This is a genomic window from Thioclava sp. F28-4 (assembly GCF_002020045.1).
Lineage (GTDB): Bacteria > Pseudomonadota > Alphaproteobacteria > Rhodobacterales > Rhodobacteraceae > Thioclava > Thioclava sediminum.
Genome location: NZ_MPZQ01000004.1, coordinates 313,696 through 339,694, shown reverse-complemented (window position 1 = coordinate 339,694; position 25,999 = coordinate 313,696). Strand labels below are relative to the sequence as shown.

At 63.2% G+C, this 25,999-nt stretch carries 29 protein-coding genes; 15 read left to right on the top strand and 14 right to left on the bottom strand.

From position 1 onward, the window contains the following. From BMI87_RS11710 to mutM, 8 genes are all read right to left on the bottom strand, one after another. Positions 1-621: a LysE family translocator gene (locus BMI87_RS11710; protein WP_078521619.1), complete on the bottom strand. Its 621-nt coding sequence runs from the start codon at positions 619-621 to the stop codon at positions 1-3. Then, positions 618-1,046 carry a VOC family protein gene (locus BMI87_RS11705; RefSeq protein WP_078521618.1) on the bottom strand — a complete coding sequence of 143 codons (429 nt, stop codon included), beginning with the start codon at positions 1,044-1,046 and terminating at the stop codon, positions 618-620. Before BMI87_RS11705 ends, BMI87_RS11710 begins: the two co-directional genes overlap by 4 nt. Further along, on the bottom strand, positions 1,043-2,101 hold the full coding sequence (gene recF, locus BMI87_RS11700) for a DNA replication/repair protein RecF (RefSeq protein ID WP_078521614.1): 1,059 nt from the start codon (positions 2,099-2,101) through the stop codon (positions 1,043-1,045). The genes BMI87_RS11705 and recF overlap by 4 nt, the downstream gene beginning before the upstream one ends. A gap of 52 nt (positions 2,102-2,153) precedes the next feature. Next, positions 2,154-3,272 carry a DNA polymerase III subunit beta gene (dnaN, locus tag BMI87_RS11695; RefSeq protein WP_078521612.1) on the bottom strand — a complete coding sequence of 373 codons (1,119 nt, stop codon included), beginning with the start codon at positions 3,270-3,272 and terminating at the stop codon, positions 2,154-2,156. A 114-nt stretch (positions 3,273-3,386) separates the two neighbouring features. After that, positions 3,387-4,778, bottom strand: a complete 1,392-nt coding sequence (gene dnaA, locus BMI87_RS11690; protein WP_078521686.1) for a chromosomal replication initiator protein DnaA — start codon at positions 4,776-4,778, stop codon at positions 3,387-3,389. Positions 4,779-5,276: 498 nt separating this feature from the next. Continuing rightward, positions 5,277-5,543, bottom strand: coding sequence for a 30S ribosomal protein S20 (gene rpsT, locus BMI87_RS11685; RefSeq protein WP_078521610.1), 267 nt, complete (start codon positions 5,541-5,543; stop codon positions 5,277-5,279). A 208-nt stretch (positions 5,544-5,751) separates the two neighbouring features. Then, positions 5,752-6,528 (bottom strand): enoyl-CoA hydratase, encoded by a 777-nt coding sequence (locus BMI87_RS11680; RefSeq protein ID WP_075776776.1) that lies wholly within the window; start codon positions 6,526-6,528, stop codon positions 5,752-5,754. A gap of 86 nt (positions 6,529-6,614) precedes the next feature. Beyond that, positions 6,615-7,460 (bottom strand): bifunctional DNA-formamidopyrimidine glycosylase/DNA-(apurinic or apyrimidinic site) lyase, encoded by an 846-nt coding sequence (mutM, locus tag BMI87_RS11675; protein WP_078521609.1) that lies wholly within the window; start codon positions 7,458-7,460, stop codon positions 6,615-6,617. Positions 7,461-7,536: 76 nt separating this feature from the next. On the opposite strand from mutM, the gene ubiE reads away from it, so the two are divergent. Further along, a complete protein-coding gene (gene ubiE, locus BMI87_RS11670; protein ID WP_078521607.1) occupies positions 7,537-8,289 on the top strand; it encodes a bifunctional demethylmenaquinone methyltransferase/2-methoxy-6-polyprenyl-1,4-benzoquinol methylase UbiE in 753 nt (250 codons plus the stop codon). Positions 8,290-8,292: 3 nt separating this feature from the next. Next, a complete protein-coding gene (gene ubiB / locus BMI87_RS11665) occupies positions 8,293-9,822 on the top strand; it encodes a 2-polyprenylphenol 6-hydroxylase (RefSeq protein WP_078521606.1) in 1,530 nt (509 codons plus the stop codon). Here the strand turns inward: ubiB and BMI87_RS11660 are convergent. Both BMI87_RS11660 and BMI87_RS22545 read right to left on the bottom strand, forming a co-directional pair. After that, positions 9,819-10,502, bottom strand: a complete 684-nt coding sequence (locus BMI87_RS11660; protein ID WP_078521604.1) for a flagellar hook capping FlgD N-terminal domain-containing protein — start codon at positions 10,500-10,502, stop codon at positions 9,819-9,821. The two genes, ubiB and BMI87_RS11660, sit on opposite strands and share 4 nt — an antisense overlap. Before the next feature lie 9 nt (positions 10,503-10,511). Then, positions 10,512-11,258, bottom strand: a complete 747-nt coding sequence (locus BMI87_RS22545) for a flagellar hook-length control protein FliK (RefSeq protein ID WP_168175205.1) — start codon at positions 11,256-11,258, stop codon at positions 10,512-10,514. A gap of 1,357 nt (positions 11,259-12,615) precedes the next feature. Between BMI87_RS22545 and BMI87_RS11650 the strand changes: the two genes are divergently transcribed. The 6 genes from BMI87_RS11650 to BMI87_RS11625 all read left to right on the top strand — a co-directional run bounded on the left by BMI87_RS11650 (position 12,616) and on the right by BMI87_RS11625 (position 16,449). After that, positions 12,616-13,011 (top strand): rod-binding protein, encoded by a 396-nt coding sequence (locus BMI87_RS11650; protein ID WP_371326880.1) that lies wholly within the window; start codon positions 12,616-12,618, stop codon positions 13,009-13,011. Beyond that, positions 13,004-13,342 carry a flagellar export chaperone FlgN gene (gene flgN / locus BMI87_RS11645; protein WP_078521600.1) on the top strand — a complete coding sequence of 113 codons (339 nt, stop codon included), beginning with the start codon at positions 13,004-13,006 and terminating at the stop codon, positions 13,340-13,342. Before BMI87_RS11650 ends, flgN begins: the two co-directional genes overlap by 8 nt. A gap of 208 nt (positions 13,343-13,550) precedes the next feature. Then, positions 13,551-14,771 carry a flagellin gene (locus BMI87_RS11640; RefSeq protein ID WP_078521599.1) on the top strand — a complete coding sequence of 407 codons (1,221 nt, stop codon included), beginning with the start codon at positions 13,551-13,553 and terminating at the stop codon, positions 14,769-14,771. 87 nt (positions 14,772-14,858) lie between these two features. Further along, positions 14,859-15,233 (top strand): flagellar biosynthesis regulator FlaF, encoded by a 375-nt coding sequence (gene flaF / locus BMI87_RS11635; protein ID WP_078521597.1) that lies wholly within the window; start codon positions 14,859-14,861, stop codon positions 15,231-15,233. Beyond that, positions 15,230-15,634 carry a flagellar biosynthesis repressor FlbT gene (flbT, locus tag BMI87_RS11630; RefSeq protein WP_078521596.1) on the top strand — a complete coding sequence of 135 codons (405 nt, stop codon included), beginning with the start codon at positions 15,230-15,232 and terminating at the stop codon, positions 15,632-15,634. Before flaF ends, flbT begins: the two co-directional genes overlap by 4 nt. Then, positions 15,631-16,449, top strand: coding sequence for a DUF1217 domain-containing protein (locus tag BMI87_RS11625; RefSeq protein WP_078521594.1), 819 nt, complete (start codon positions 15,631-15,633; stop codon positions 16,447-16,449). The genes flbT and BMI87_RS11625 overlap by 4 nt, the downstream gene beginning before the upstream one ends. Here BMI87_RS11625 and BMI87_RS11620 read toward each other — a convergent pair. Then, complete coding sequence (locus tag BMI87_RS11620) at positions 16,446-17,444, bottom strand: asparaginase (RefSeq protein WP_078521593.1); 999 nt, start codon at positions 17,442-17,444, stop codon at positions 16,446-16,448. The genes BMI87_RS11625 and BMI87_RS11620 overlap by 4 nt on opposite strands. A 166-nt stretch (positions 17,445-17,610) precedes the next feature. Here BMI87_RS11620 and BMI87_RS11615 point away from each other — a divergent pair, with 166 nt between their 5' ends. From BMI87_RS11615 to BMI87_RS11600, 4 genes are all read left to right on the top strand, one after another. After that, a complete protein-coding gene (locus tag BMI87_RS11615) occupies positions 17,611-18,126 on the top strand; it encodes an invasion associated locus B family protein (protein ID WP_078521682.1) in 516 nt (171 codons plus the stop codon). A 133-nt stretch (positions 18,127-18,259) separates the two neighbouring features. Next, on the top strand, positions 18,260-19,441 hold the full coding sequence (gene rlmN / locus BMI87_RS11610; RefSeq protein ID WP_078521591.1) for a 23S rRNA (adenine(2503)-C(2))-methyltransferase RlmN: 1,182 nt from the start codon (positions 18,260-18,262) through the stop codon (positions 19,439-19,441). Between the two features lie 59 nt (positions 19,442-19,500). After that, positions 19,501-20,460, top strand: coding sequence for an amidoligase family protein (locus BMI87_RS11605; protein WP_078521590.1), 960 nt, complete (start codon positions 19,501-19,503; stop codon positions 20,458-20,460). Continuing rightward, a complete protein-coding gene (locus BMI87_RS11600) occupies positions 20,457-21,167 on the top strand; it encodes a gamma-glutamyl-gamma-aminobutyrate hydrolase family protein (RefSeq protein WP_078521588.1) in 711 nt (236 codons plus the stop codon). The genes BMI87_RS11605 and BMI87_RS11600 overlap by 4 nt, the downstream gene beginning before the upstream one ends. A 10-nt stretch (positions 21,168-21,177) precedes the next feature. Here BMI87_RS11600 and BMI87_RS11595 read toward each other — a convergent pair whose 3' ends face one another. Further along, positions 21,178-21,999 carry an LOG family protein gene (locus tag BMI87_RS11595; RefSeq protein WP_078521586.1) on the bottom strand — a complete coding sequence of 274 codons (822 nt, stop codon included), beginning with the start codon at positions 21,997-21,999 and terminating at the stop codon, positions 21,178-21,180. Positions 22,000-22,080: 81 nt separating this feature from the next. Between BMI87_RS11595 and dapD the strand changes: the two genes are divergently transcribed. From dapD to BMI87_RS11580, 3 genes are all read left to right on the top strand, one after another. Beyond that, entirely contained in the window at positions 22,081-22,908 is an 828-nt protein-coding gene (gene dapD / locus BMI87_RS11590; protein ID WP_078521584.1) for a 2,3,4,5-tetrahydropyridine-2,6-dicarboxylate N-succinyltransferase, read from the top strand. Continuing rightward, positions 22,901-23,266 carry a hypothetical protein gene (locus tag BMI87_RS11585; protein ID WP_078521582.1) on the top strand — a complete coding sequence of 122 codons (366 nt, stop codon included), beginning with the start codon at positions 22,901-22,903 and terminating at the stop codon, positions 23,264-23,266. The genes dapD and BMI87_RS11585 overlap by 8 nt, the downstream gene beginning before the upstream one ends. A gap of 120 nt (positions 23,267-23,386) precedes the next feature. Next, a complete protein-coding gene (locus tag BMI87_RS11580; protein WP_246832524.1) occupies positions 23,387-24,625 on the top strand; it encodes a lytic murein transglycosylase in 1,239 nt (412 codons plus the stop codon). 33 nt (positions 24,626-24,658) lie between these two features. Here BMI87_RS11580 and BMI87_RS11575 read toward each other — a convergent pair whose 3' ends face one another. Together BMI87_RS11575 and BMI87_RS11570 are read right to left on the bottom strand one after the other, a co-directional pair. Next, on the bottom strand, positions 24,659-25,534 hold the full coding sequence (locus BMI87_RS11575) for a DMT family transporter (RefSeq protein WP_078521578.1): 876 nt from the start codon (positions 25,532-25,534) through the stop codon (positions 24,659-24,661). 87 nt (positions 25,535-25,621) lie between these two features. After that, the gene (locus tag BMI87_RS11570; protein WP_075776797.1) at positions 25,622-25,909 is read right to left on the bottom strand and encodes an HU family DNA-binding protein; all 288 of its coding nucleotides are present in this window, start codon (positions 25,907-25,909) and stop codon (positions 25,622-25,624) included. Between the last annotated feature and the right edge of the window lie 90 nt (positions 25,910-25,999).

Sequence of the window (25,999 nt, the reverse complement as noted above, 5' to 3'; positions counted from 1 at the left end):
TCACGTCACGGCGATAAGAAGGCCTACAAGGATCATCAGCCCGCCCGCGATCCGGTTCAGCTTTGCGAGCTTGCCGCGGCTTTGCACGAAGTTGCGGATGCGGTCGACGAAGGCGGCGAGGATCAGGTTGCCGGTCAGCGGCACGATGGCAGAAATCAGGCTGACCGTGGCGATGTCGACCCATGTCATCGTGGCGATCGGGAAGAAGCCCGGCAGGATGCCCATGTAGAACAGGATCGCCTTGGGATTGCCGATGATCACGATGAGCCCGGCGACGAAACCTGCCCACATGCCGGGGCGCGTCAGGCGGCTGTCGGAGCTGATCTGATGGTCGGCATGGCGGATCAGGAGTGCGCCCATCCCGACGAACATCGCCACCGCCACCCAGCGCAGCGCATCCAGAAACCAACTGAATTCGCCCACCAACCAAGATACCCCGAGGATGGCGAGCGCGGGCCAGATCATGTCGCCCACGGTGACCCCGAAGGCGAGCGGCCAGGCGGCGGCAAACCCGCCCGACATGGCGCGGGCGAGAAGGGCGAGCCAGACCGGCCCGGGGGTGAGGAAGAGAACCAGAAGCGCGCCGGAATAGAGTGCGATCTGCGAGAGCGTGAGGGTCATGGCAGGGTGAGGCTTCCGTCGTCGGCCAGCGGCCAGAAAGGATTATGGGCGAGTTCCCAGACATGGTGGTCTGGATCGGCGTAATAGCCCGCATAGCCGCCCCAGAAGGTCTTTTCCGGGGCTTTCAATTCGGTGGCGCCCGCTTTGAGCGCGGCAGCGAAGGCGGCATCCACCGCCTCGGGGCTGTCGAAATTCTGCGCCAACGTCATCGCTCCGGTCCCCAGCCTTGCGCGGGGGCGGCCCTGATCGGCGGCGAGCGCAGGCAGCGAGAACAGACCCAGAGCCATCCCGTGCAACTGGTAGAAGGCGACGTCGTCCTGCTCGGCTTGGGGCTCCCAGCCGAGGGCTGCGTAGAAGGCCTTGGACTGATCGAGATCGGCCACGCCCAGTGTGATCAGCGTCACGCGTTGCTGCGGATAGCTCATGGCGTCACCTCCCTCACTTCAGAGCCCTGCGGCCCCTCGATCACTTCAAGATATTGACCGCGGTCCCCGAGCGCGTCGAAGAGCTCCGCGCCGGTCCCGGTCATCATCACCTGTGCGCCCATTGCGCAGATTTCGTCATAAAGCGCCGCGCGCCGGCCGGAGTCCAGATGGGCCGCGACCTCGTCGAGCAAAAGCACCACATCCTCGCCCGCAAGCGCCCGAGCATTGGCTAGGATCAGCGAGATCAGCAGCGCCTTCTGCTCCCCGGTGGAGCATTGCGCGGCGGGGGCGTCCTTCTCGACGTAAGTGGCCAGCAGATCGGCCCGGTGCGGCCCCTCCAGCGTGCGGCCCGCAGACATGTCGCGGGGACGATTGGCGTCGAGCGCTGCGGCCAGATCCTCGGGGCCCTCGTTCTCGAGCACCAGATGCGCCGCGGGAAATGCCGTCGCCGCATCGGCCTGCGCCTGCATGATCCGCGTCAGGGCCTCGGCCCGGTTCGCCCGGATCGCAGCGCCAGCTTCGGCCATCTGCGCCTCCAGCGCGTGATACCAGTTCGGATCGCGGACCATGTCCTTGAGCAAGCGGTTCCGCTCGCGCATCGCTTTTTCGTAGGCGAGCGTCACCTCGGCATGGGCGGGGGTGAAGCTCATCACCATCCGGTCGAGAAACCGCCTGCGCCCTTCCGCGCCTTCGATCCAGAGCCGGTCCATCGAGGGCACCAGCCACAGCACCCGCAGGATCTGCGCCAGTGCCACCTGCGGCGCCGCCTTACCGTCGATCTCGACGCGGCGGGATTCACCGGGCAGGGCGGAGGTCTCGATTTCATGGGTGTCGGTGACGGCGCGCAGCTTCCAGCCCACGGCCTCGGCGCGGCGCATCAACTCGTCGGCCTGCGCGCGGCGCAGCCCCCGCCCGGGCGAGAGCAGAGACACCGCCTCGAGGATATTCGTTTTGCCCGCGCCGTTCGGCCCGTAGATCGCCACGGGCCGCTCGTCGAAGGCGATCTCGGCACGGCGATGCGAGCGGAACTGCAATATCTTCAGCTCACGCAGCATCGCGCCTCTTCGTGTTGGTAAAAATATCCCCGCCGGAGGCTCCCGGCGGATGTCACACGCGCATCGGCATGACCACGTAGACCGCCGAGGTGTCGCCACCTTCGCGCATCAGGGTCGGGTCGCCGGAGGAGTTGAACAGGAAGACGGCATTCTCGCGATCGACCTGGCTCGCGATTTCGAGCAGGTATTTCGCGTTGAAACCGATCTCCAGCGGTTCGTCGGCATAGGCCACGACCAGCTCTTCTTCCGCCGCACCGGCGTCGGGCGCGTTGACCGACAGCACCAGCTTGTCGGCTTCCAGCGCCAGTTTCACCGCGCGCGAGCGCTCCGACGAGACGGTCGCCACACGGTCCACCGCTTTCGCGAATTCGGACGCGTCGACTTCCAGCTGTCGGGTGTTCCCGGTCGGGATGACGCGGGTGTAATCGGGGAAGGTGCCGTCGATGACCTTCGAGGTCAGCGTGATCACCGGGGTCGCGAAACGGACCTTGGTCTCGGACACGGAGACCGCGATTTCCTGATCGTCATCTTCCAGAAGCTTGCGCAGCTCGTTCACCGTCTTGCGCGGCACGATCACGCCTGGCATGCCCGAGGCGCCTTCCGGCAGGCCGGAATCGATGCGCGCCAGACGGTGACCGTCTGTCGCGACGCAGCGCAGCACCTGACCGTCTTCGCCGGTCGCGATATGCATATAGACGCCGTTGAGGTAATAGCGGGTCTCTTCGGTCGAGATCGCGAATTTCGACTTGTCGAACAGGCGCTTGAGCACCCCGGCCTTGGCCGTGAAATTTGCGGTGTATTCCGAGGAGGCCATCACCGGGAAGTCTTCCTTCGGCAGCGTGGCGAGGTTGAAGCTCGACCGGCCGGCCTGCACGTTCAGACGCCCGGCGGCCGGATCATCCGAGATCGAGACCAGCGCGCCATCGGGCAATTTGCGCACGATTTCATGCAGCATGACCGCCGAGACGGTCGTGGCCCCGGCCTGTTCGACCTGTGCGGGCGCCTTGTCGACCACCTCGATATCAAGGTCGGTCGCGCGGAACTGGACGGTGTCGCCTTCGGCTTCGATCAGGACGTTTGCAAGGATCGGGATCGTGTTGCGGCGTTCCACAACGGATTGCGCTTGCGAGACGGCCTTGAGCAGAGCGGCGCGTTCGATGCTGAATTTCATGTCGATCCCTCACGACTTTCCGGGGCTGGCAAGGTAGCACCTCGCGCCGCCGGCACAACGGTTTTCGCAGACCTTCGGCCGCTTTGCCCGGAGCGTCAAGCCCGGCGGGCCAGATCAGCTTTCAAGGAGGCGGCGGAGCAACTCGATATCTTCGGCGAGCTGCGAATCCGTGCCGCGCAGCTCTTCGATCTTGCGGATGCCGTGCATGATCGTGGTGTGATCGCGCCCACCGAAGCGGCGCCCGATATCGGGAAGCGAGCGGGTGGTCAGCGATTTCGCGAGGAACATCGCCACCTGACGCGGCCGTGCGATGGCACGCAGGCGTTTGGGGCCCACGAGATCCGAAAGGCGGACGTTGTAATGCTCCGCCACCTTGCGCTGGATTTCCTCGACGGTGACCTTGCGCTCGGATTGGCGCAGCTGGTCCTTGAGGCATTCCTGCGCCAGATCCATCGTGATCTCGCGCCCGATCAGCGAGCCATAGGCAAACAGACGGGTCAGCGCACCTTCGAGGATTCGCACGTTCGACGTGATCCGGTGCGCCACGAATTCCAGAACGCCGGGGGCGATCTTCAGATCGGGATACTCGCTCTTATAGGCTTCGGTCTTGGTCTGCAGAATGCCAAGGCGCAGTTCGTAATCGGTCGGGTGCAGGTCGACGACGAGGCCGCAGGACAGACGCGACTTGATACGCTCTTCGAGATCCTTGATCTCGCCCGGCGCACGATCCGCCGAGATGACGATCTGTTTGCCCTGATCGACCAGCGCGTTGAACGTGTGGAAGAACTCTTCCTGCGTGGAATCCTTGCCCGCGATGAACTGCACGTCATCGACCATCAGAACGTCGATCGAGCGGAACATCTCTTTGAAGTCCATGATCTGCTTTTCGCGCAGCGCCTGCACGAAGCGATACATGAATTGCTCGGCCGAGAGGTAGAGCACGCGCAGATCGGGGCGCTGATGCTGCAGGTCATGCGCGATTGCGTGCATGAGGTGCGTCTTACCAAGGCCGACGCCACCATAGAGGAACAGCGGGTTGAAGGTGACGGGGCCGCCTTCGGCAACGCGCTTGGCGGCGGCATGGGCCAGCTCGTTCGGCTTGCCGACGACGAAGCTGTCGAAGGTGAAGCGCGAATCCAGTGGCGCGCCGGGAAGCGGTTCGTCGGGGCGCGGGGTCTTGCGCGGCTTGGCGACAGGAGCGGCCGGGGCAGGGGCCGGAACCGTCGGACGCGTGGCGCCATTCGCAGAGCCGTTCATGGGGCGGCGCGACGGGACCGAGATGTTGACGCGCTCGGCGGAGACACCCGCCCGGCGCAATTCGCTCAGGATCGGTTCCGCGAAGTTGCGCGAGACCCAGTCGCACATAAATTTCGTCGGTGCTTGGAAAGAGGCGATACCGTCCTCGAGGTCGATCAGCTCGAGCGGAGCGATCCAGGTCGTGTAGTTGTTCTGCCCAACCGCTTTTTGAAGCTCATTGCAAACCTGCCCCCAAGTGTCGTCCGTCATTTTTCCGCCCATCGCCAAACACAAATCAGGTGCGTCTTCGTCCCTTGGCATTGCGGCAAGCCCGGCTGGCAGGCCGGCCTCGATTACAAACAGACACGACCTACCTGCCGGGGCTGAAACCCGGTGTCAGGCAGAGTTGCCGAAAGTGAGGGGTTATATCCCCTCGAGAATCGGAATCGCATTTCGCTGGTCGCCGCCAGGCTTTTTCATTTGTCGTGGCAGACTTATTTGCCCTCGACGGCCAGATAAATGCGTCATGTCCCCCAAGGCGACGTGAATCGCAGGTAGAAGCTAGCAAGCTGGTGAGCCCGCAGGCAACCGACCTTTGCGCTTGACGTGAGATTCCCCGAAACGAATCTGAGGGGGCTGCGCAAAACTGCAACAGTTTTGTGTCAAGGCGTTGATTGTCCAAGAAAAAAACGCGCCTGCCAGATAGGCAGACGCGTTTTTCTTAAGGAATCCAGCGTATTCCCGAGCCAGTTCGCTCCGGGACGCAGATCAGGCTTTGAGGGCCTTCACGCGCGAAGCGAGGCGCGAGACTTTGCGCGATGCGGTGTTCTTGTGCAGAACGCCTTTGGTGACGCCGCGAGCCAGTTCGGGCTGAGCCGCGCGCAGAGCGTTGGTTGCCGCTTCGTAGTCGCCCGAAGTGATGGCTTCTTCGACTTTGCGGATGAAGGTACGGATGCGCGAACGACGTGCTTTGTTGACGTCTTGGCGGCGCTCGTTCTGACGGGCGCGTTTCTTGGACTGGGGCGTGTTAGCCATGTGTATCTTCCCACTTTCCGGGTCTGTTCAAATCTTTCAATCGCACGACAGACCCCGGGCTCCAGCGAACCTAGATGATTCTAGCCTAAGCGGGCTCCACGCGCATGTGAGGCGGCCTCATAAGCCAAAATGCGTGAAAGGGAAAGGGAATAATGAAAAGCGGGGCCGAAGCCCCGCCATCTGCTGTCGCGTTGATAGCCCTAAGGGCTCACTTGTCGCGGAATTGCGGCTCGCGCTTTTCGAGGAAGGCGGCCATGCCCTCTTTCTGGTCGTCCGTCGCAAACAGCCCGTGGAACAGACGACGCTCGAACAGGATGCCCTCGTTCATCGTCGTCTCGTAGGAGCGGTTCACCGCTTCTTTCGCGGCGCGGGTCGCGAGCATCGACTTCTCGGCGATCTTCTGCGCCGCGGCCATCGTCTCGGGGATCAGCTTGGCGTTCGGGACGACCCGGCTGACGAGCCCCGACCGTTCGGCCTCGCCCGCATCCATGAAGCGGCCCGTGAGATGCATGTCCATCGCCTTGGACTTGCCCACGAAGCGCGTCAGGCGCTGGGTGCCGCCGATTCCGGCAATCACGCCGAGATTGATCTCGGGCTGGCCGAACTTGGCATTCTCCGCGCAGATGATGAAATCGCACATCATCGCCAGTTCACAGCCGCCGCCGAGCGCGTAGCCCGCCACTGCAGCGATGATCGGTTTGCGGATGCGGTTGATGGCATCCGCTTCCTTGCCGAAGAAGTCGCTCGTGAACATGTCCACGAAGCTCTTTTCCGACATTTCCTTGATGTCTGCGCCAGCCGCGAAGGCCTTTTCCGAACCGGTGATGACGATGCAACGCACCTTGTCATTCTCTTCCGCCGATTTCAGCGCCTCGGCCAGTTCCCCCAGCAATTGGGAGTTCAGGGCGTTCAGTGCGTCGGGGCGGTTGAGCCGGATCAGGGCAACGTAATCCTCGATCTCGACGATCAGGGTCTGGTAGGCCATTCGGTCTTGCCTTTCCTTGTCTCTGAACGGGACTCCTAGCAGAGCATCAAATCAGATCAAGCGTCTTATGATGCGAGGGCGCTGCGTCATTTCTGGCAAGACGGGCAGAAAAAGGTCGAACGTCCCGACTGAACGATGCGCCGGATCGGGGTGGCGCAGGTGGTGCAGGGCGTGTCCTCGCGGTCGTAGACATGGAAGCTGTGCTGGAAATATCCCAGCTCCCCATCCGCCTGACGATGGTCACGCAGGGACGAGCCGCCGGCCGAGATCGCCTCGGTCAGCACCTCGCGGATAATCGGCACTAGCGATGCGAGCCGCAGGTTCGAAATCCGCTTCGCCTGACGGCGCGGATCGATACCTGCCCGGTGCAGCACTTCACAGACATAGATGTTGCCCAGACCCGCCACGACATGCTGATCGAGCAGCGCGGATTTGATCGGGGTCGCGCGGCGTTTGAGCGCCTCGACCAGATAGTCTTCGTGGAAATCGTTGCCGAAGGGTTCGGGGCCCAGCCCCGCCAGCAGCCAATGGGCCTGCTCGCGCTCGGTCAGCACCAGATCCATGGCCCCGAAACGGCGCGCATCGTTGAAGGTCACGCGCCCGCCGCCGGACATGTGCAAAACAACGTGATCGTGCTTGGCGGGCGCCGGATGATCGAGGTGAAATTCGCCGAGCGTCACGCCCGACACCAGCATCCGCCCGGACATGCCCAGATGGATCAGCAGGCTCTCCCCGTTGTCGAGATCGGCGAGGATGTATTTCGACCGTCGCCGCAGTCGGTCCACGCGGGCACCTTGCAACCGCTCGGCCATCCGCTCGGGCAGAGGCCAGCGCAGGTCGGGCCGATTGACTTCGGCGCGCTCGATCCGATGGCCTTCCATGGCCGGGACCAACCCGCGACGAACCGTCTCGACCTCGGGCAATTCGGGCATCGTTCCTCCTCATCGCATTGTCTTGGGGCAAAGGGCCCCTATAAGAAGGGGGTGAAATGAGGAACGGCAAGGGCCCATGAGCGCAGAGCAATCAAAGACCACGCATTTCGGTTTTCAGACCGTGGACGAAGATGCCAAGGCAGGCATGGTTCACGGCGTGTTTTCGCGAGTGGCATCGAAATACGACATCATGAACGACCTGATGAGCATGGGCATCCACCGTGTCTGGAAGGACGCGATGATGGATTGGCTCGCGCCGCGGCCGGGCCAGAAGCTGCTCGATGTGGCCGGCGGCACGGGTGACGTGTCCTTCCGCTTCCTCAAGCGCGCAGGCTCGGGCCACGCGACGGTCTGCGACATGACCGAATCGATGCTGGTCGAAGGCCGCAAGCGCGCCGAGGCCGAAAGCATGGCCGACAGTCTCGACTGGGTCGTGGGCGATGCGATGGCGCTGCCCTTCGCGGATAACTCCTTCGACGTCTACACGATCTCTTTCGGCATCCGGAACGTGACGCGCATTCCTGATGCGCTTTCGGAGGCCTACCGGGTGCTCAAGCCCGGCGGGCGGATCATGGTGCTCGAATTCAGCCAGATCCCGAACGAGATGATGCAGAAGGCCTATGATCTCTATTCCTTCAACGTGATTCCGAAGATGGGCGAGATCGTCGCGAATGACCGCGACAGCTATCAGTATCTGGTGGAATCGATCCGCAAATTCCCGACGCAGGAGACATTCGCGCAGATGATCCGCGAGGCCGGGTTCGAGAATGTCTCCTACCGGAACCTCTCGATGGGGATCGCGGCGCTGCATTCGGGCTGGAAACTTTAACCGATGCGCGGACCCCATAATATCTGGCGCCTGATCCGGACGGGCGCGACCTTCATCCGCACGGGTGCGATGCATCAGGCGCTCGAAGCGATGGACGCGCCGCCGCGGTTGCGCGCCGTGGCCTATGCGATCAGCGCGCCGTTTGCGTGGCTCGGCTACAAGGGCGATCCGGAACTGCCGCCGGTGACGCGTGCGATCACTGCGCTGGGCCCGGCCTATATCAAATTCGGTCAGGTCCTCTCGACACGGCCCGACGTGGTCGGCTCGGAGCTCGCCGATCAGCTGCGCGTGCTGCAGGACAAACTGCCGCCCTTCGAGACTTCCGTGGCCAAACGCATGGTCGAGGAAGAACTGGGCGCGCCTGCCGATCAGCTGTTCATGGAGTTTTCCGAGCCCGTCGCCGCCGCCTCGATCGCTCAGGTCCATTCCGCACGCCGCGCCGATACGGGCGAGCGCGTCGCGGTGAAAGTGCTGCGTCCGGGGATCGAGCGCGCCTTCCGCCGCGATCTCGACGCCTTCCATTTCGCCGCCGCGATGATCGAGCGGATTTCTCCCGCCTCGCGCCGCTTGCGCCCGAGCGAGGTGATCAAGCATTTCGAATCCGTTGTGATGGGCGAGCTGGACTTGCGTCTGGAAGCGGCCTCGGCCTCGCAATTCGGCGCGAATACTGAAGGCGATGCAGGTTTCGTGGTGCCGCAGCCGGTCTGGAACCTCTCGGCCAAGCGGGTGATGGTGCTCGACTGGGCCGAGGGGCTGCCGATGGGCGACCCGGACGGTCTGCGCGGGGCGGGCCATGATGTTTCGGGCATTGGCGAGCGCGTCTTGCAGCTCTTTCTCAGCCATGCGCTGCGCGACGGTTTTTTCCATGCCGACATGCATCACGGCAATCTCAAGGTGGCCGGGAACGGCGATATCCTCGCGTATGATTTCGGGATCATGGGGCAGATCGACGAATATACCCGCCGGGTCTATGCCGAGATTCTCATGGGCTTCATCCAGCGCGACTATAAACGCGTGGCCGAGGTGCATTTCGAGGCCGGTTACGTCCCCGCCGATCGCGATGTCGACGAGTTCGCTCTGGCGCTGCGCGCTGTCGGCGAGCCGATCTTCGGGATGGACGCGACGCATATCTCGATGGCGCGGTTGCTGGCCTATCTCTTCGAGGTAACCGAGCGGTTCGGGATGCAGACCCAGACGCAGCTGATCTTGCTGCAGCGCACGATGGTGGTTGTCGAGGGGGTCGCCCGCTCGCTGAACCCGTCGATCAATATGTGGGAAGTCGCCAAGCCGGTCGTGGAGAAATACATCCGCGAGAGCCTTGGCCCGCGCGCCATCGCGAATGACCTGCGCAAGACCGTGCAGGTGCTGGGCCGCTTCGGGCCGGAACTCCCCGACCTCGTGAAAGCGGCGATCCGCAAACAGACCGAGCCGACGCCGCCCCCCTTGACGGTAACCCGCTGGCGCTACGCGGCGCTGATCTCTGCGGGGACGGCCCTGCTTTTGCTCGGCGTCGTGCTGGGTGAGTTGCTTTAATTCTCTCGCAACGCACTGACCGTGCCCGCGGCGATCGTGGCCCCGCCTTGAAGCGTCAGCAGCGCGCCGTCCGCGCCTGATTGCACCTCGGTCACGCGCGTGTAGGCCGCAACCGGGTCGGTGCCGATCAAGCTTCCCGAGGCGTAGCTTTGCAGCGCGAAACTGTATTGACCCGCGCCCAGTAGCTGACCTGCGTCGTTTGTGCCGTCCCAGGCATAGCTGTCGAGTGCGGGCGAGATCGGTTTCTGCGCGACCTGACGCCCGGTGGAATCCGTGACCACGAGAACCGCGGCATCGGCCCCCGATCGCGCGGCTGGCGCGAGATCCACGGGCGTCGCGCCGTCGAAGTAGCTCGGCGCCTCGGCACGCGCCTGCATCCCGACCCAGCCCGCCAGTTCGCTCAACCCGCCGAGCCCGGTCTGGCCAGACAGAGCGGTCAGAAGGTCGTTGGTCTTCACCTGCTGTTCGACGCCCGAAAAGGTCGCGAGCTGCACCGCGAAATCCGCGCTTTCGATCGGGTTGAGCGGGTCCTGGTTCTTCATCTGAACGGTCAGCATCGTCAGAAAGGTTTCGAAATCCGAACTCAGCGCCGAGGGCGCTTTGGTGCCGGTGCCGTTCTGCGCGGCGGTAACGGCCGACGTCGGGGAGGACGGCGAGGTGATGGGGGAAGTGGTGGTCATGGTCGTCTCCTACATCCGCAGATCGAGCCCGCTTTGCGGGGGGGCGAGGCGCACGGTCGCGCGTGGGGCCGGGGCAATCGGCGTTTCAATTGGGTCTAGGTCCGGGCCAGCGCCCAAGCCGTCGAGCATGTCGGGCCGTTGCTGCGGACGCTCGTCGCGCTGGCTGAACTGAAAATCGAGCGCGCCATAGCCCATGTCGTGCATCTCGCGCGCGAGTGTGTCGATATGGCGGCGCATGAGATCGAGCGTCTCGGCACGGTCAGCCTGTATCGCCACCGTCATGCCATTCTGGCTCGCATGGAGGGTCATGCGCACATGGCCCAGTTCCTCCGGTGAAAGCGCAATCTCCACCGGTCGATCGGGCATCCGTGGCAGTGAGATACCGATCTGATGGGCAATCGACTGCGCGATAGAAGCGGGCGCGGGGGGCACCGCCGCGCTTGTATGCCCCGACCCACCCGACGCGGTGATCAGAGGGGCGGAGCCCGCGGCCCATGTCTCTGCGGTCTCACCGACATGGGCCCGCGTGGCGGTCAGCTCGGGGGCGTCCATATTGCTCTTGGTCGCGCCCAACTCTGCCGTCGTGAGATAGGTTGCCCGTGCGTGATCCATGCGTTTGAGGGCGGGCGCGGGTGGGGCATAGGGTATGGCACCCGAAGGGAGCGGTGCGGCCTCCAGCCGGGTCGACCTCTCGGGCGCCTCGGCCTTTTCATGCTGCGGCGCATCGCTTTGCGCGACGCTCAGTATCGGTGACATGTTCTGCTGCGGCGGAGGGCGCGCAACCGCTCCAGAGGCGCCGACATTTGACGGGGGGGCGGAGGCCTCGGTCGCAAACTCGTGCTGTGGGGCATTTGGGTTCGCGACCTGCTGTAGTCTCGAAGAGACAACGCTTGCCTCGACGGGCTGCGGTGCTTCCTTAGCGCCCAATTTGACGTCTGCGACCGTTGATGCTCGCGTTTTCGCACTGGGCGGCTCGGCGAGCGTGGAGTGCAGTGGAGAGAAGGCCGGCGCTGCCTGGTCTCCTGCGCGTTTCTTCACCCCGGTCAGCGTCGGATCAGTTTCTGGAGCATCGGTGCGCGCAGCCCCAGCTGACGCTTCGGTCGGTTGGGTTTGGGCGCTATTTTGGCCAAAGACGGGCGAGCTTTCAGGTTGTTTGCCTGCCAGAGGGGTACGTGTTGCAGCAGGTGAATGGAAAGAAGGCGCGGCATTCGGGCCCCGTAGAAGCGCCATTTCTGAACGACCGTCGGGACGAAGAGGGCCCGAGCTAGTTGCGTTCTTCTGCGGTGTGCTTTTGGTTTCAACGTTTCCTGCCTTTGTCCCCACTGCATCGGATGCTGTGAGCGTCGGAACTTTCAATGCGGGCTCTGCACTTTGAGCGCTATCAATCCCGGGGACAAACACCACGGGTTTTGACGACACAACTACCGCCGAATTTCCGCCAGTTTCAGCAGACCTTTGCACCCAACCGCTCGCATCGTGAGGCGCAACGGTCGCCGCATCATTTTTAACGAGTATTGAGAGCGTTCCATCTTTCACGAAGCCAGCGTTTTGCGTGTCGATCTGTGGCTGAACGGTCATCACGTTCGAGAGTTGCACAGAACGCATTGAGCTTTCCGAAGCCGTGTCAGGGATATTCGCTTCGATTTTGTTAGTCTCCGTGTGAGCGAGCGAAACCCTCTCCCGGTCTCCTTTTTCGTTCAGTCGAGACGTCGCGCGGCCATCATGCGAGACAATGCGCCCCACGGGCTTTTTTTGACCATCGAGCTTTGTGGGATGGTCTGGGGCGACTGTGAGAGCCGACCGCGTCGGGCCGAACGGGCCCTGCGGACCGGGCAGCGCAATGTCAGAATCGCTGCCAGCCAAGTCTCGAGCGCCTGATCCGTTCGTCAGCGCTACTTGAGCATCTTTAGCCTCACACTGCGGGTCCTTTTCGGCGCCTCCCTCCGGCTCCTCAACCGAGTTAACGCCACGAAGGGCTGCGACGGTTTTTGGCGCGGCCTCTTCTTCAAGCGTGAAGGTCCCGCCCGGCGACTCCGCCGTATCGGTAGGTCTCGCTGCTGCCTTGAGATGGCCGCTCGGGCCTTTCAGCGTTTCTGGAATCGGAAAAGGAATCATGGTCCTCACGACTTCTGTCTGTGTCGAGGCCACTATCGCCGCAGGAACTTACCGATTCTTTACGCCCGACTGGCAGAGTGCAGAAAATTATCTGCAACTGGAGAGTTCGATGCACAGTCCGACCGTATCACCGCTGCCGCACGCGGCTGGTCTCTCTTCGCATGATGCCAAGCTGCTTGAGCAAGCGAAGGCGCTAGAGGCCGGGTTCCTGTCGGAAATGCTTAAAGAGGTGGGCATGAAAACCGCAAGCGGTGCTTTCGGCGGTGGAATTGGCGAAGAGCAATTCACGTCCTTCCTGAGAGCCGAACAGTCCAAGGCCATGGTCGACGCCGGGGGAATTGGCCTTGCGGAAGTCATCTTCGAATCGCTCAAGAACGGAGGGCAGGATGTCTGATACGAATGCTGCGGAAGAGCTGATCTCGCTGCTGCGGCTCGAACGGGAAGCGATCCGTTCGGCGGATTTTTCCGACCTTGTCGGGCTGAGCGACCGAAAGGAGCGCGCGATGGCTGCGCTGACGAAACTTGATGGCGACACGGTCGAGAAAATCCGTGCGCTTGCACGCGAGAATCAGACGCTATTGGCCTCAGCGCTTGCCGGGGTTCGTGCGGCGCAGGCTCGTTTAAAAACGATCGTGACGGCGGCGAAAGGCTTCGAGTCCTATGACAAGGAAGGGCGACCGCGGCCCATCCGCCGCGGCAGCGGAGATTTCGAGCGTCGTGCATAAGCTGTTAATCATGAAAGGAATTTGTTGAGAGGTCGGGAGAGGGATTTAGCAGATTGTTAGCCTTTGGAGGGCCATGGTGGCGACGCATCCAAGCGATGGCGCGCCTCACAGCTCAGGAGGCGCATTGGTCAGAAAGCCTTGAGTGCCGCGTCGAACACGCGGCTTTGCAATCGAGTGACGCAAAGCGTCGACACTAAAAGGATAAATCATGTCCAGCATTCTGACGAATAGCAGCGCGATGGTTGCGCTACAGACCCTCAAGGGGATCAATTCCGGCCTCGCCACCACGCAGTCCGAAATCTCGACCGGCAAAGCCGTCGGCTCGGCGAAGGACAACGCGGCGGTCTGGGCGATTTCGAAAGTCATGGAGTCCGATGTGAAAGGCTTCTCGGGGATTTCCGATAGCCTCGCCCTCGGCGAATCGACGGTCGCCGTCGCCCGCCAGGCGGCGGAAACCGTGACCGACCTTCTGACCGAGATGAAAGGCAAGATCGTCGCCGCGCAAGAGCAGAACGTCGATCAGGCGAAGCTGCAGACCGACGTCGACGCGCTGCGCGAGCAGATCAAATCGGTGGTCGGGGCCGCTCAGTTCAACGGGCTCAACCTCGTCGACGGCTCTTCGGCCGCGACCGTGAACGTGCTCTCTTCGCTCGATCGTGCGTCCGACGGCTCGGTGGCCGCCAAGCATATCGGCGTTGCGGCGCAGGATCTGTCGGTTGGCGGTTACGTCGGTGCCGATGTCTTCACCGGCACCGATGGCGTCACCGCGACGACCGATGATGCCTTCTCTTTCTCGCGCGATGCGAACGGCGGCTCGGATGATGACGGCACCGTGGTGATCGTCGATACCAACCTCGCGGCGGGCGACACGATCAACATGACGCTGGGCGACTACGCGGTGTCCTACACCGTGACGGCGGAAGACATCGCCTCCACCACGACGGCGGATGTCGTGGCTGTCGGGCTGAAATCGGCGATTGAGAATTCCGGCGCCAATGTCACGGTCGACTACAATATCGCCAATGCCGGCACGATCGTGATCACCAATGGCGGCGCGGACTCGCTGACCATCACCGGCCAGTATGAAAACGCCGGTGCGGGCGGCCTCGGCCTGCTCAGCTCGATCAATGTCGACGCTGGCAATGGCGGGGATCCGGCGCTCGCGCTCACCAATATCGAGACGCTCATCCAGGTTGCGACCGATGCCGCTTCGGCCTTCGGTTCGGCCGAGGGTCGCATCCAGACTCAGGCCGATTTCATCTCGAAGCTGAGTGACTCGCTCAAGGCGGGGATCGGCACGCTCGTCGATGCGGACATGGAAGAGGCCTCGGCCCGTCTTCAGGCGCTGCAGACGCAGCAGCAGCTGGGTATCCAGGCGCTCTCGATCGCCAACCAGCAGCCGCAGAACATCCTTTCGCTGTTCCGCTAAGGCTCGGGTAGGGGCGCCTGACTTGGCGCCCCCGCTTCCCTCATGTGCCGCGCGCATGATCAGTTTCAGTCACCGGAAGGATTTCCCGTGTACGCGACGACTTTGGCCAAAACGGCCTATTCCAATCCCAGCCAGCCGATGCGCACGCCGCGAGGGCTCGAATTCGAACTCTTCGCCCGGATCACGCGCCGCCTCAAACAGGTTTCTTCGCAAGGTGCCCCTTTTGCCGCGCTGGCAGAAGCGATCTTCGAAAACCGCCGCCTCTGGACCGCGCTTGCGGCGGATGTCGCCGATCCAGAGAATGGCTTGCCGCAAGATCTTCGCGCCCGCATCTTTTTCCTGCACGAGTTCACGCAGGCGCATAGCCGCCTCGTGCTTTCGCAAGACCGGTCGGTCGATGCGCTGATCGACGTGAACACCGCCATCATGCGCGGGTTGCGACAAGACGGGGCAAAGCAATGAGCGGCCTCGTTCTGAAACTCGCCCCGAAAGAGAGAGTGCTGATCAACGGTGCCGTCATCGAAAATGGGGATCGCCGATCGCGACTCGCGATCATGACGCCGAACGCAAACATTCTTCGGCTGCGCGACGCGATCCATCCCGGAGAGGTCAACACCCCGGTCCGTCGGGTTTGCTATATCGCGCAGCTCGTGCTCTCCGGCGACACCGATCCGCAAGAGGCGAAGATGCAGTTGCTTCGGGGGATCGAACAGCTCAGTCAAGTTCTCAAGGATCAAGATAGCCGTGCGCAGCTTAATGCAGCCACGCTCGCCGTGATCGAGAACCAGCATTACCAGGCGCTGAAAGCGCTGCGGACGCTTCTTCCACGGGAGGAACGCCTCCTCGCCGCAGGCGCGCCATGACGTATCAGCCGGTCGTCCCTTTTTCCGGGTTTGCGGGGTGGCAATTTCTCTCGCGCACGATGGAAACGCAGCAGGCCGCTTTCGCGGCGTCGACGGAAAACCAACGCCTCGATGCCTATTTCCGGGAGACGATCGGACAGATCGATACGGCGCAGGCTTTGGTGGACGATCGGCGTCTGCTCGGTGTGGCGCTCGGTGCATTCGGTCTCGATGCGGATATCGACAATAAATACTTCATCCGAAAAGTGCTCGAGGAAGGCTCTTTGGACAGAACGGCGCTGGCCAACAAGCTGTCGGACAAAAGCTACCTCGCGCTGACCACGGCCTTCGGTTTCGGAGATTACTCCGTTCCGCGAACGAAGCTTTCGACTTTCGCGGACGAGATTCTGACGAAATTTCAGACCCGAGAATTCGAGGTCGCGGTTGGCGAAGTCGATAATGACCTGCGCATGGCGATGTCGTTACAACGCGACCTTCCTGAGCTCGCGGCGAAGGATGTCTCCGAGACTGCGAAGTGGTACACGATTATCGGATCGCCATCCCTGAGTAGGGTGTTCCAGACTGCGCTCAACCTGCCACCCAGCGTTGGCGCGCTTGATGTCGATCAGCAGCGCGAAATCTATATGTCCAAAGCGCAACGCACCTATGGGACCTCTGATCCTGCGGAGCTCGGTGCATCCGACAAGCTGAAGGTCTTGACGCGGGATTATTTGCTTCGTGCGCAGCTCTCGAGCGTGACCAGCGTCTCATCGCAGAATGTCGCGCTCAGCCTGTTGCAGAGCGCAGGGGCGCAGAGTCTCTACCTTCGGCTCTAGGCTTTAGGAAACTGCGCGGCACGGCGCAGCTCGCCCGTTTTCAGACCGCGCCAATTGGTGATCGGGCCGGTCAATCTGCGGTGCACCACGGGCGCGTCGGCATCGAGCGCACCGAGGCGGATCAGCAGTGCGATCATCGCCGCTTCCGAGGCCCGGGTCGCGCCATCAGTGATCTTCAGAGCGACGCCGCGCTTCTGATCCGGAAGCATGGCGACATAGACACCTTCCGCACCCGTTTTGACGGCAACGCGCCCGTTCGCCTCTCGCATGATCTCGGTGCAGGCGCGGCCTTCGCCCGCGACGAGCTCTGGATGCTCCATCATCGCATCGACCAGACGGGTCGCAGCGCGCGCCCGCAGATCGCCGTCCGAGGTCGCCGCCGCGAAGAATTGCATCGCGCGGCCGAGACCGGCGAGGCTGGTCGCGAAATTCGGGGCCGAGCATCCGTCGATCCCGTAGCGCGGCGAGGTCTCTTCGGTCACCTCTTCAAAGGCGGATTTCACGGCCCGCTGCACGGGGTGATCGATCTCCACATAGTCAGGGCCGCTGCCCAGATGCTTGTTCAGCGTCAGGAACCCGGCATGTTTTCCCGAGCAATTGTTATGCGCTTGGCAAGGCGCGTGATCCGAGCAGATCAGCTGCTTCTTCTCGGCCTTGTCGCGCGGCAGATGCGCCCCGCAGCGCAGGTCGTCATCGCCCAGCCCAAGCGTCGCGAGCCAGTCTTCGACCGCCGCGCGGTGCATATGCGCGCCGGAATGGCTCGCGCAGGAGAGGGCGAGCTGGCGCGTCGTCAGCCCGGCGGCCTCCGCCGCGCCGCTTTCCAGCAGCGGCAGGGCCTGGATCATCTTCACGGATGAGCGCGGAAAAATAACGGCTTCGGGATCGCCCCAGGAGGCTTCGATCCCCTCCGGGCCGAAGATCACCGCATGACCGTGATGGACGGATTCACACATCCCCCCGCGCCATAGCTCGATCATTGCCTCCGGTGCCGTCATCGCCTGCCTCCTATGCGCGAAATCTCGCCATCGCGGGGTTTTACCCCTAGGCTTTTTTAGGTTAAATGAGTGTTATCGAGAGGAAAACGCATTCGCCACCGAAAACAGGGTGACCGGCCCGGGCGATGCAGAGGCAACCTGACAGCTGGAGGCTGTAAGCATGATGATGAAGGGTCTGCGGATCGCGGCGGTCGCCGCGCTCATGATCGGGGCGGGGCATGGCGCAATGGCGCAGGAAAGCACCAACCGCGTCGCGGCGAATACCGATTGGAGCGTCTTCGTCGATAACGATCCGAAAGAGTGCTGGGGCGTGTCGAAACCGAAGAAGACGGTCAACACCAAAGGCGGCAAGGTCGTGCAGGTGAACCGCGGGGATATCCTGCTGTTCGTGACCTACCGTCCGGGCAAGAAGCCCGAGATTTCGTTCATGGGCGGCTATCCTTTTGCGGATGGCTCGACGGTCGATCTCGAAGTCGGCGGTCAGAAATACACGCTCTTCACCGATGGCGGCGGCGCTTGGGCCGGATCGCCGGAAGAGGACGCGAAGATCATCGGCGCGCTCAAGGCCGGGTCCGACGTGAAGCTGACCGGTCGTTCGAGCCGTGGTACCCAGACCGAGGACACGTTCTCGCTGATGGGCTTCACCGCCGCGACCACCGAAGCCGAGCAGCGCTGCCAGTAAGCCGCCCTCGCGCCTGACATTGGAGCCCCGGCCATGCGCCGGGGTTTTCGCGTTCGAGCCAAAAGCGCGACGCCCCCTGTTAATGCAGGGGCGAATCCCCTATATGAGGCGCCTCATTTCAAGGAAACATGCGATGACCCAGTCTCAGGCTCCGATCACGCAAGACGTGCACACGATCCCGCGCAAGCTGCCCGAAGGCGGCAAGGTGAACCTCATCGGCCTCACCCGTGACCAGCTGCGCGCGGCGCTGATCGAGGCGGGCACGCCCGAGAAGCAGGCGAAGATGCGCGTCGGCCAGATCTGGCAGTGGCTCTATTACTGGGGCGTGCGCGATTTCGCGGCGATGACCAACCTCGCCAAGGATTACCGGGCGATGCTGGCCGAGAAGTTCGAGATTACCCTGCCCGAGATCGTGTCGAAGCAGGTCTCCGAGGACGGCACCCGGAAATACCTCCTGAAGATCGCCGGCGGGCACGAGGTCGAGGCGGTCTATATCCCTGAGGAAAGCCGCGGCACGCTGTGCATCTCGAGCCAGGTGGGCTGCACGCTGACCTGTTCGTTCTGCCACACCGGCACGCAGAAACTCGTGCGCAACCTGACCCCCGGCGAGATCGTCGGTCAGGTGATGCTCGCGCGTGACGATCTTGGCGAATGGCCCGAGAAGAACAGCCCGAAGAACGAGACCCGTCTGGTGTCGAATGTCGTTCTGATGGGCATGGGCGAGCCGCTTTATAACTTCGAAAATGTCCGCGACGCGATGCAGGTCGTGATGGATGGTGAAGGCATCAGCCTCAGCCGCCGCCGGATCACGCTGTCGACCTCGGGCGTCGTGCCGGAGATCGCGAAGACCGCCGAGGAGATCGGCTGTCTGCTGGCGGTGTCCTTCCACGCCACGACCGATGAGGTCCGCGACAAGCTGGTACCGATCAACAAGCGCTGGAATATCGAGACGCTGCTGAACGCGCTGCGGGAATATCCGCGCCTGTCGAATTCCGAGCGGATCACGTTCGAATACGTCATGCTCAAGGGTGTGAACGATAGCGACGAGGACGCGCGCCGACTGGTGAAGCTGATCCGCGGCATCCCCGCGAAGATCAACCTGATCCCGTTCAACGAATGGCCCGGCGCGCCCTATGAGCGCAGCGATTGGGAGCGGATCGAGAGCTTCGCCGACATCATCTACAAGGCGGGCTATGCCTCGCCGATCCGCACGCCGCGCGGCGAAGACATCATGGCCGCCTGCGGTCAGCTGAAATCGGCGACCGAGCGGGCGCGCAAGTCGCGGGCGCAGATTCAGGCTGAGGCGGGGCTTTAAGGGAACCCGCTTCGCCGCTTCTGCATTGACGCTGCGTGTGGGAAGTAACCGGAGACGTCATGACGCGAGAGGCCATCGCCCCGCTTCCAAAGCCCTGTAATGCCGAGGGAAAGCCGCGCCGCACTGGCGTGGAGATCGAGTTTGCCGGGCTGACCGAGGCGCGCATCGCGCAGATCGCCGCGCAGGCTCTGGGGGGCGAGGCGCGGCGCAGCGACGGTCAGGACTGGGAAGTCACCGGTACGAAGCTCGGCGATCTGCAGGTCTATCTCGACATTTCGGTGCGCAAGCAAGCCGACGGCGCGCTCAAGGAGCTTGGTCTGCGCATCGGGCGCGAGGTCATTCCGGTCGAGATCGTGACCGAGCCGCTGGACCGCGAAGGCCTTCTGCAACTCTCTGATTTCATTGAATTGCTGCGCAGCGAAGGCGCGCAAGGCACGGGGCGATCTTTGCTCTATGGGTTCGGCCTTCATCTCAACCCGGAGATCGCATCCAGTAAGGCTGAGGATATCGTCCGCCCGCTTCTGGCCTTCGCGCTGATCGAGGAGTGGATGCGCGAGACATGGCCGATCGAGAGGACGCGCGAAGTGCTCCCTTTCACTGCGCCTTATCCGAAGAAGCTGATCGAGGATCTGGCGCGGCTTGGCCCCGATGCCGCGCTCGACGAGGTGATCGTCACCTATCGCAAGCACACGCTGTCGCGGAACCACGGGCTCGATATGCTGCCGATCTTCTGCGAGCTACGGCCCGATCTGATTGCACCGGAGGAAGGGAAGGGGGGCACCGTTTCACCGCGCCCCGCCTTCCATTTCCGTCTGCCCGATTGCCGTATCGACGATGAGACCTGGTCACTCGACAGCGAATGGCGGCGTTGGTGGTTCGTGGAGACGCTCGCGGCGGAGCCCGAGCTGTTGGGCCTGATGTGCCGCGAATGGTTGACGGCGAAGACCGAATTCCATCTGCTGGGCGGGAAATGGGTCGAGATCTGCGAGAAAATCCTGAGGCTTGCCGGGCATAGATGAAGCCCCTGATCGGCATATCGACATCGCGTCGCACCGGGTGGCGGGTCTACCCGTTCATCGCCTTCGGCGTCTGGCTGGCGGGCGGGCGCTCAGTCCGCTGGGTCGCGGGCAAGCGCGCCGAAGTACAGCATGTCGACGGCGTGATCGTGGGCGGCGGCGATGACATTTCACCCGAACTCTATGGTGGCGATCTTATCGCGAGCGCGGTGCTCGACCCGGCGCGGGACGAGCTGGAGAAATGCCTCGTCGAGGAAGCGATGGCGCAGGGCAAGCCGGTGCTGGGGATTTGCCGCGGCGCGCAGATGATCAATGTCGCGCTGGGCGGCGATCTGCATCAGGACGCCTACGATCATTACAACGCGCATAAACATACGACGCTTCTGCCGAAGAAGGACGTTCGCGTCGAACCCGGCTCGCGGCTCGGTGCGCTGGCGGGGCTCGCGCCGATGCGGGTCAACGCGTTGCACAGTCAGGCCGTGGATCGCTTGGGCGACGGGCTACGGGTTGCGGCGCGCGACGGCTCGGGGATGGTGCAGGCAGTCGAGCGGGTCGAGGAGCCTTTTGCGCTGGGCGTTCAGTGGCACCCGGAATACCTCACCTATGCGCACCGGCAGCGCGCGCTATTCCGGGCGCTGGTAGCGGCAGCGCGCGCAAGCCATGAGCACCGCGCGCAATTGCCCGAGGTCAGCGCCGAGGCGAAGGCCTGAGCGCCGCGCCTCAGCAGTTCTCGTAATTCCAATTGTCGATGATCGCGACGGCATCCTTGGCGCTCTCGACGAAGCTGACCAGATCGAGATCCTCGGGCGAGATCGTCCCGGCCTCGGCCAGCCGATCCCAGTTGATGATCTCTTCCCAGAACTGCCGCCCGAACAGGATGAAGGGAATTCTGGACATCCGGCCCGTCTGGATCAGGGTCAGCGCCTCGAACATCTCGTCGAGCGTGCCGAAGCCGCCGGGGAAGACGCACACGGCGCGGGCGCGCATCAGGAAATGCATCTTCCGGATCGCGAAATAGTGGAAGTTGAAGGTCAGATCGGGCGTGACGTATTCGTTCGGCGCCTGCTCATGCGGCAGCACGATATTGAGGCCGATGGACTGACCGCCCGCCTCATGCGCGCCGCGGTTGCCCGCCTCCATCACGCCGGGGCCGCCGCCGGTGCAGATCACGTTCTCCCGGCCGTATTCCTGCATCGAGCGTTCGGTCATTTCGCGCGCGAAGATGCGCGCCTCTTCGTAGTAACCCGACAGTTCCGCGAGATATTCGGTTTTCGCGTTGGCCTTGTTCTCGGGCGCGGGGATGCGCGCGCCGCCGAACATGACGATGGTCGACTCGATGCCGCGCTCGTCCATGATCAGCTGCGGCTTGAGCAATTCGAGCTGCAGCCGCACCGGGCGCAGCTCGTCGCGCAGCATGAAATCCACATCCGTATAGGCCAGCCGATAGGCGGGCGCGCGGGTCTGTGGCGTGTCGGGAATGTTCTTTGCGGTCTGCGCGTCGTCCCGCGAGTGGCGGAACGAATGCGTCGTGTCGTCCTTCATGGGGCACCTGCTCATTGCGCGTTTCGCTTTGACCAACTATAGCGTGAACGCTGTAAAGGCCACCTGAAAGAGGATTTGCCCATGTCGAACGCCGCGCTCGAAACTGCAATCGAAGCCGCTTGGGAAGCCCGCGACACCATCACGCCCTCGACCGGCGGTGAGACCCGCGAGGCCATCGAAGATACGCTCAACGCGCTGGATCGCGGCGAGCTGCGTGTTGCGGAGAAACGCGAGAACGGCGACTGGCATGTGAACCAATGGGCCAAGAAGGCGGTTCTGCTCGGCTTCCGTCTGAAGGACATGGAGCAGCAGGATGGCGGCCCGCAGGGCGGCCACTGGTGGGACAAGGTCGACAGCAAGTTCAAAGGCTGGGGCGACAAAGAGTGGAAAGCCGGCGGTTTCCGCGCCGTGCCGAACTGCATCGTGCGCAAGTCGGCCTATATCGCGCCGGGCGTTGTGCTGATGCCCTCCTTCGTGAACCTCGGCGCCTATGTCGACGAGGGCACGATGGTCGACACCTGGGCTACCGTCGGCAGCTGCGCGCAGATCGGCAAGGGCGTCCACCTCTCGGGCGGCGTCGGTATCGGCGGCGTGCTGGAGCCGATGCAGGCCGGCCCGACCATCATCGAAGACAACTGCTTCATCGGCGCGCGCTCGGAAGTCGTCGAAGGCTGCATCGTCCGCGAAGGCTCGGTCCTGGGCATGGGCGTCTATATCGGCAAGTCGACCAAGATCGTCGACCGCGAGACCGGCGACGTGATGTATGGCGAAGTGCCGCCCTATTCGGTCGTCGTCTCGGGCTCGATGCCTTCGAAGAACGGCATCAACCTCTATTGCGCGGTGATCGTGAAGCGCGTCGATGCGCAAACCCGGTCGAAGACCGGCATCAACGAGCTGCTGCGTGACTGAGAAGCCGGAAAAGCCGAAGAAGAAACCCTCGCGCCAGCAGGTCTTTACCCTGCTGGTCGAGGTTGGTCGTTCGCCCAATGACGGTCTGCCAAAAGGCGCGTCCGGGGCGGGGCTGCTGTGCTATGCCTCGGGCGTGGACGAGGCAGAGGCCGTGCGCGAGACCGTGGCGATCCTCAAGCAGGCCGAGATGGCGCCGCTTGACGTCACGGGTTACGGCACGCTCGCGGAGCGCGAGAAACAGGGCCATGAGATCGACGATGCGGAACGTGAATTGATGCAACGCGCGCTCGACGAGAACTCCGTGATCATCGCCCAGATGGAGCCGTTTTTCGGCAACGACAAGAAGCCGCTCCAGTAAGCCATTGAGTGTCTTTTGACGCCCGTTGAAACCTCACGAACCGTTGATACACTGGTTCAAAGAGCAAAACAGCGAGCAGGCACAATGGCAATTCCCGGCAAGATCATCCCACTGACATTTATGGCATTTTCTGCGCTTTCGGCCTGTGCGGGGCCCCCCGAATCCTCGCCCCGGCCGCTGGCGCGGGGCAGCGCGCCCGTGGCGGACCCGATCCCGCCGACGGACGCCGCGACGGAAGCGCGTTTCGAGTCCTTCCTCGCGGGCTTCAAATCCCGTGCGCTGGCCAACGGCATCACCGAATACACCTGGAATCGCGCGATGGCCGATGTGCGCTACAATCCCAAGGTGATCGAGCGCGACCGCTACCAATCGGAGTTCACCAAGTCGATCTGGGACTACCTCGACAGCGCGGTTTCGGATGAGCGTGTCGCAACCGGCAAGCAGATGCTGCGCCAGTACGACCGGCAGCTGAACGCGATCGAGCGCAAATACGGCGTCGACAAAGAGGTCGTCGTCGCGATCTGGGGTATGGAGAGCCGCTACGGCGCTTATCGTGGCAAGACGGCGATCATTCCGGCACTTGCGACGCTGGCCTATGACGGGCGGCGCGGCGAGTTCTTCGCCAAGCAGCTGATCGCGGCGCTCAAGATCATCCAGTCGGGCGACGTCGACGAGCGGCACATGACCGGCTCTTGGGCCGGGGCGATGGGCCACACGCAGTTCATCCCGACCTCCTACCTGTCCTATGCTGTCGATTTCACCGGCGATGGTCGGCGCGATATCTGGTCGGAAGATCCGACCGATGCGCTGGCCTCGACGGCGGCCTACCTGGCGCGCTCGGGCTGGTCGAAGGGGCAGCCCTGGGGCGTCGAGGTCATCCTGCCCTCAGGCTTCAACTACGGCCTCACCGGCAAGGGCACGAAGAAGAGCCCCGCCGACTGGGCGGCGCTTGGCGTGCGCTCGGCCACGGGCGGCACGGTGCCGAATTACGGCTCGGCGTCGATCCTCGTGCCTGCGGGCGCGAAAGGCCCGGCCTTCATGATCTTCGGCAACTTCCGCGCGATCTCGCGCTACAACTCCGCCGACAGCTACGTGATTGGCGTCGGGCATCTTTCGGATCGTCTGAAAGGGAAGGGGCCCTTCGTGCAAGATTGGCCCCGCACGGGCAAGCCGCTCAGTTCCAAGCAGAAGGTCGAACTGCAGGAACGTCTGACCGCGGCGGGCTTCGATACGGACGGCACGGACGGCAAGATCGGCGCGAATACGTCGAAGGCGATCGTGGCCTTTCAGAAATCGCGCGGTCTGCCGCCCGATGGTTACGCCACGCTGGAGCTGCTGCAGGTGCTGCGCGGTTCGTGAATTGCCGGGCGTGAAGTGCAGGGGCGCGGGGGGTTACCTCCGCGCCTCTTGCTTTGAGATCTGCACTGCCAGAATGCCGCCTGCGATCACCAGAACGCCAAGCGCGTCGTGCCAGTCGACATGCTCGCCCAGCACCGCCCAAGCGATCGCGACGCCGAAGACGGGCGTCAGGAAGTGGAAGGTCGCCGCGCGCACCGCGCCGATGCGCCCCACGAGGTGGAACCAGACCCAGGTCGCCATCAGCCCCGGCACGATCACCGTGTAGGTGAAGGCCAGCGCCAGTTTCGGCGTCACGGTCACGTCCAGATGCTCGGTGAAGGCGGAGACGACAGCGAGGCTCACCGCGCCCACCAGCATCTGCAGGCCGACGATCATCAGCACGCCGCCACCGCCGCCGCTCGCACCGCGGACGGTGAGCGTCGCCACCGCCAGCGCCAATGCGCCCGCGACGCAGAGGCCGAGCCCGAACGGGTCGATCCCGCCTTGCAGCCGTGCGCCCATGATGATGCCGACGCCCGCGAAGCCTGCCACCAGCCCGGCGATGCCGAGGGGCGGAATCCGGTCGCGAAAGACGATCCAGCCGAGCGCGCCGACGATCAGCGGCATGGTCGAGGCGATGATCGCCGCGACCGAGGCTTCGACCGTGGTCATCGCGACCCAGTTAAACCCTAGGTAGAGCGCGTTTTGGCAAATTCCGAAGATGATCGTGGCGCGCCATTGCGCTCGGCTCAGCCGCCAGCTTTGGCCGAAGGCCAGCGCCAGCGCGATGCCGATCCCCCCGGACAGCGCGAAGCGCAGGGCAAGGGCTGCAAGGGGCGGAGCCTCTGCCACGATGATATGCGTGGACGTGAAAGCCGAAGACCACATCAGGGCAAAGGCGAGCCCCATTCCGATCGCGCGCAGATCCATCTTTCCTCCGGGCCTGAAAAAGGGCGCCCCGATTGCTCGCGAGCGCCCTAAAAAATTGGCTGTCCCTCGATTGAGAGAGACCTGCGATCAGGAGTTCACGCTGTCCTTGAGCGCTTTCGCCACGGTCACTTTGACCTGCTTGTCAGCCGGCTTTTGCATCTGCTCGCCGGTGGCCGGGTTGCGGACCATGCGCTCGGGGCGCTCGCGGCAGTAGACTTTGCCAATGCCCGGCAGGGTAACGGCGCCGCCGTTCGACACTTCTTTGGTGACGACGTCGGTGATCGCGTCGAGTGCGGCCGAAGCCGTCTTCTTGTCGGCGTCCATCGCCTCGGCGAGGGCTGCCACCAGCTGGGTCTTGGTCATCGGTTTCGACATATTCGTTCCTCTCTCCGCCCCGGTAATCCAGGGTCAATTTCGTCCGCGTTGCACGGTTGGTGGGCCATGTTCCACACGTTTTTATTGAGC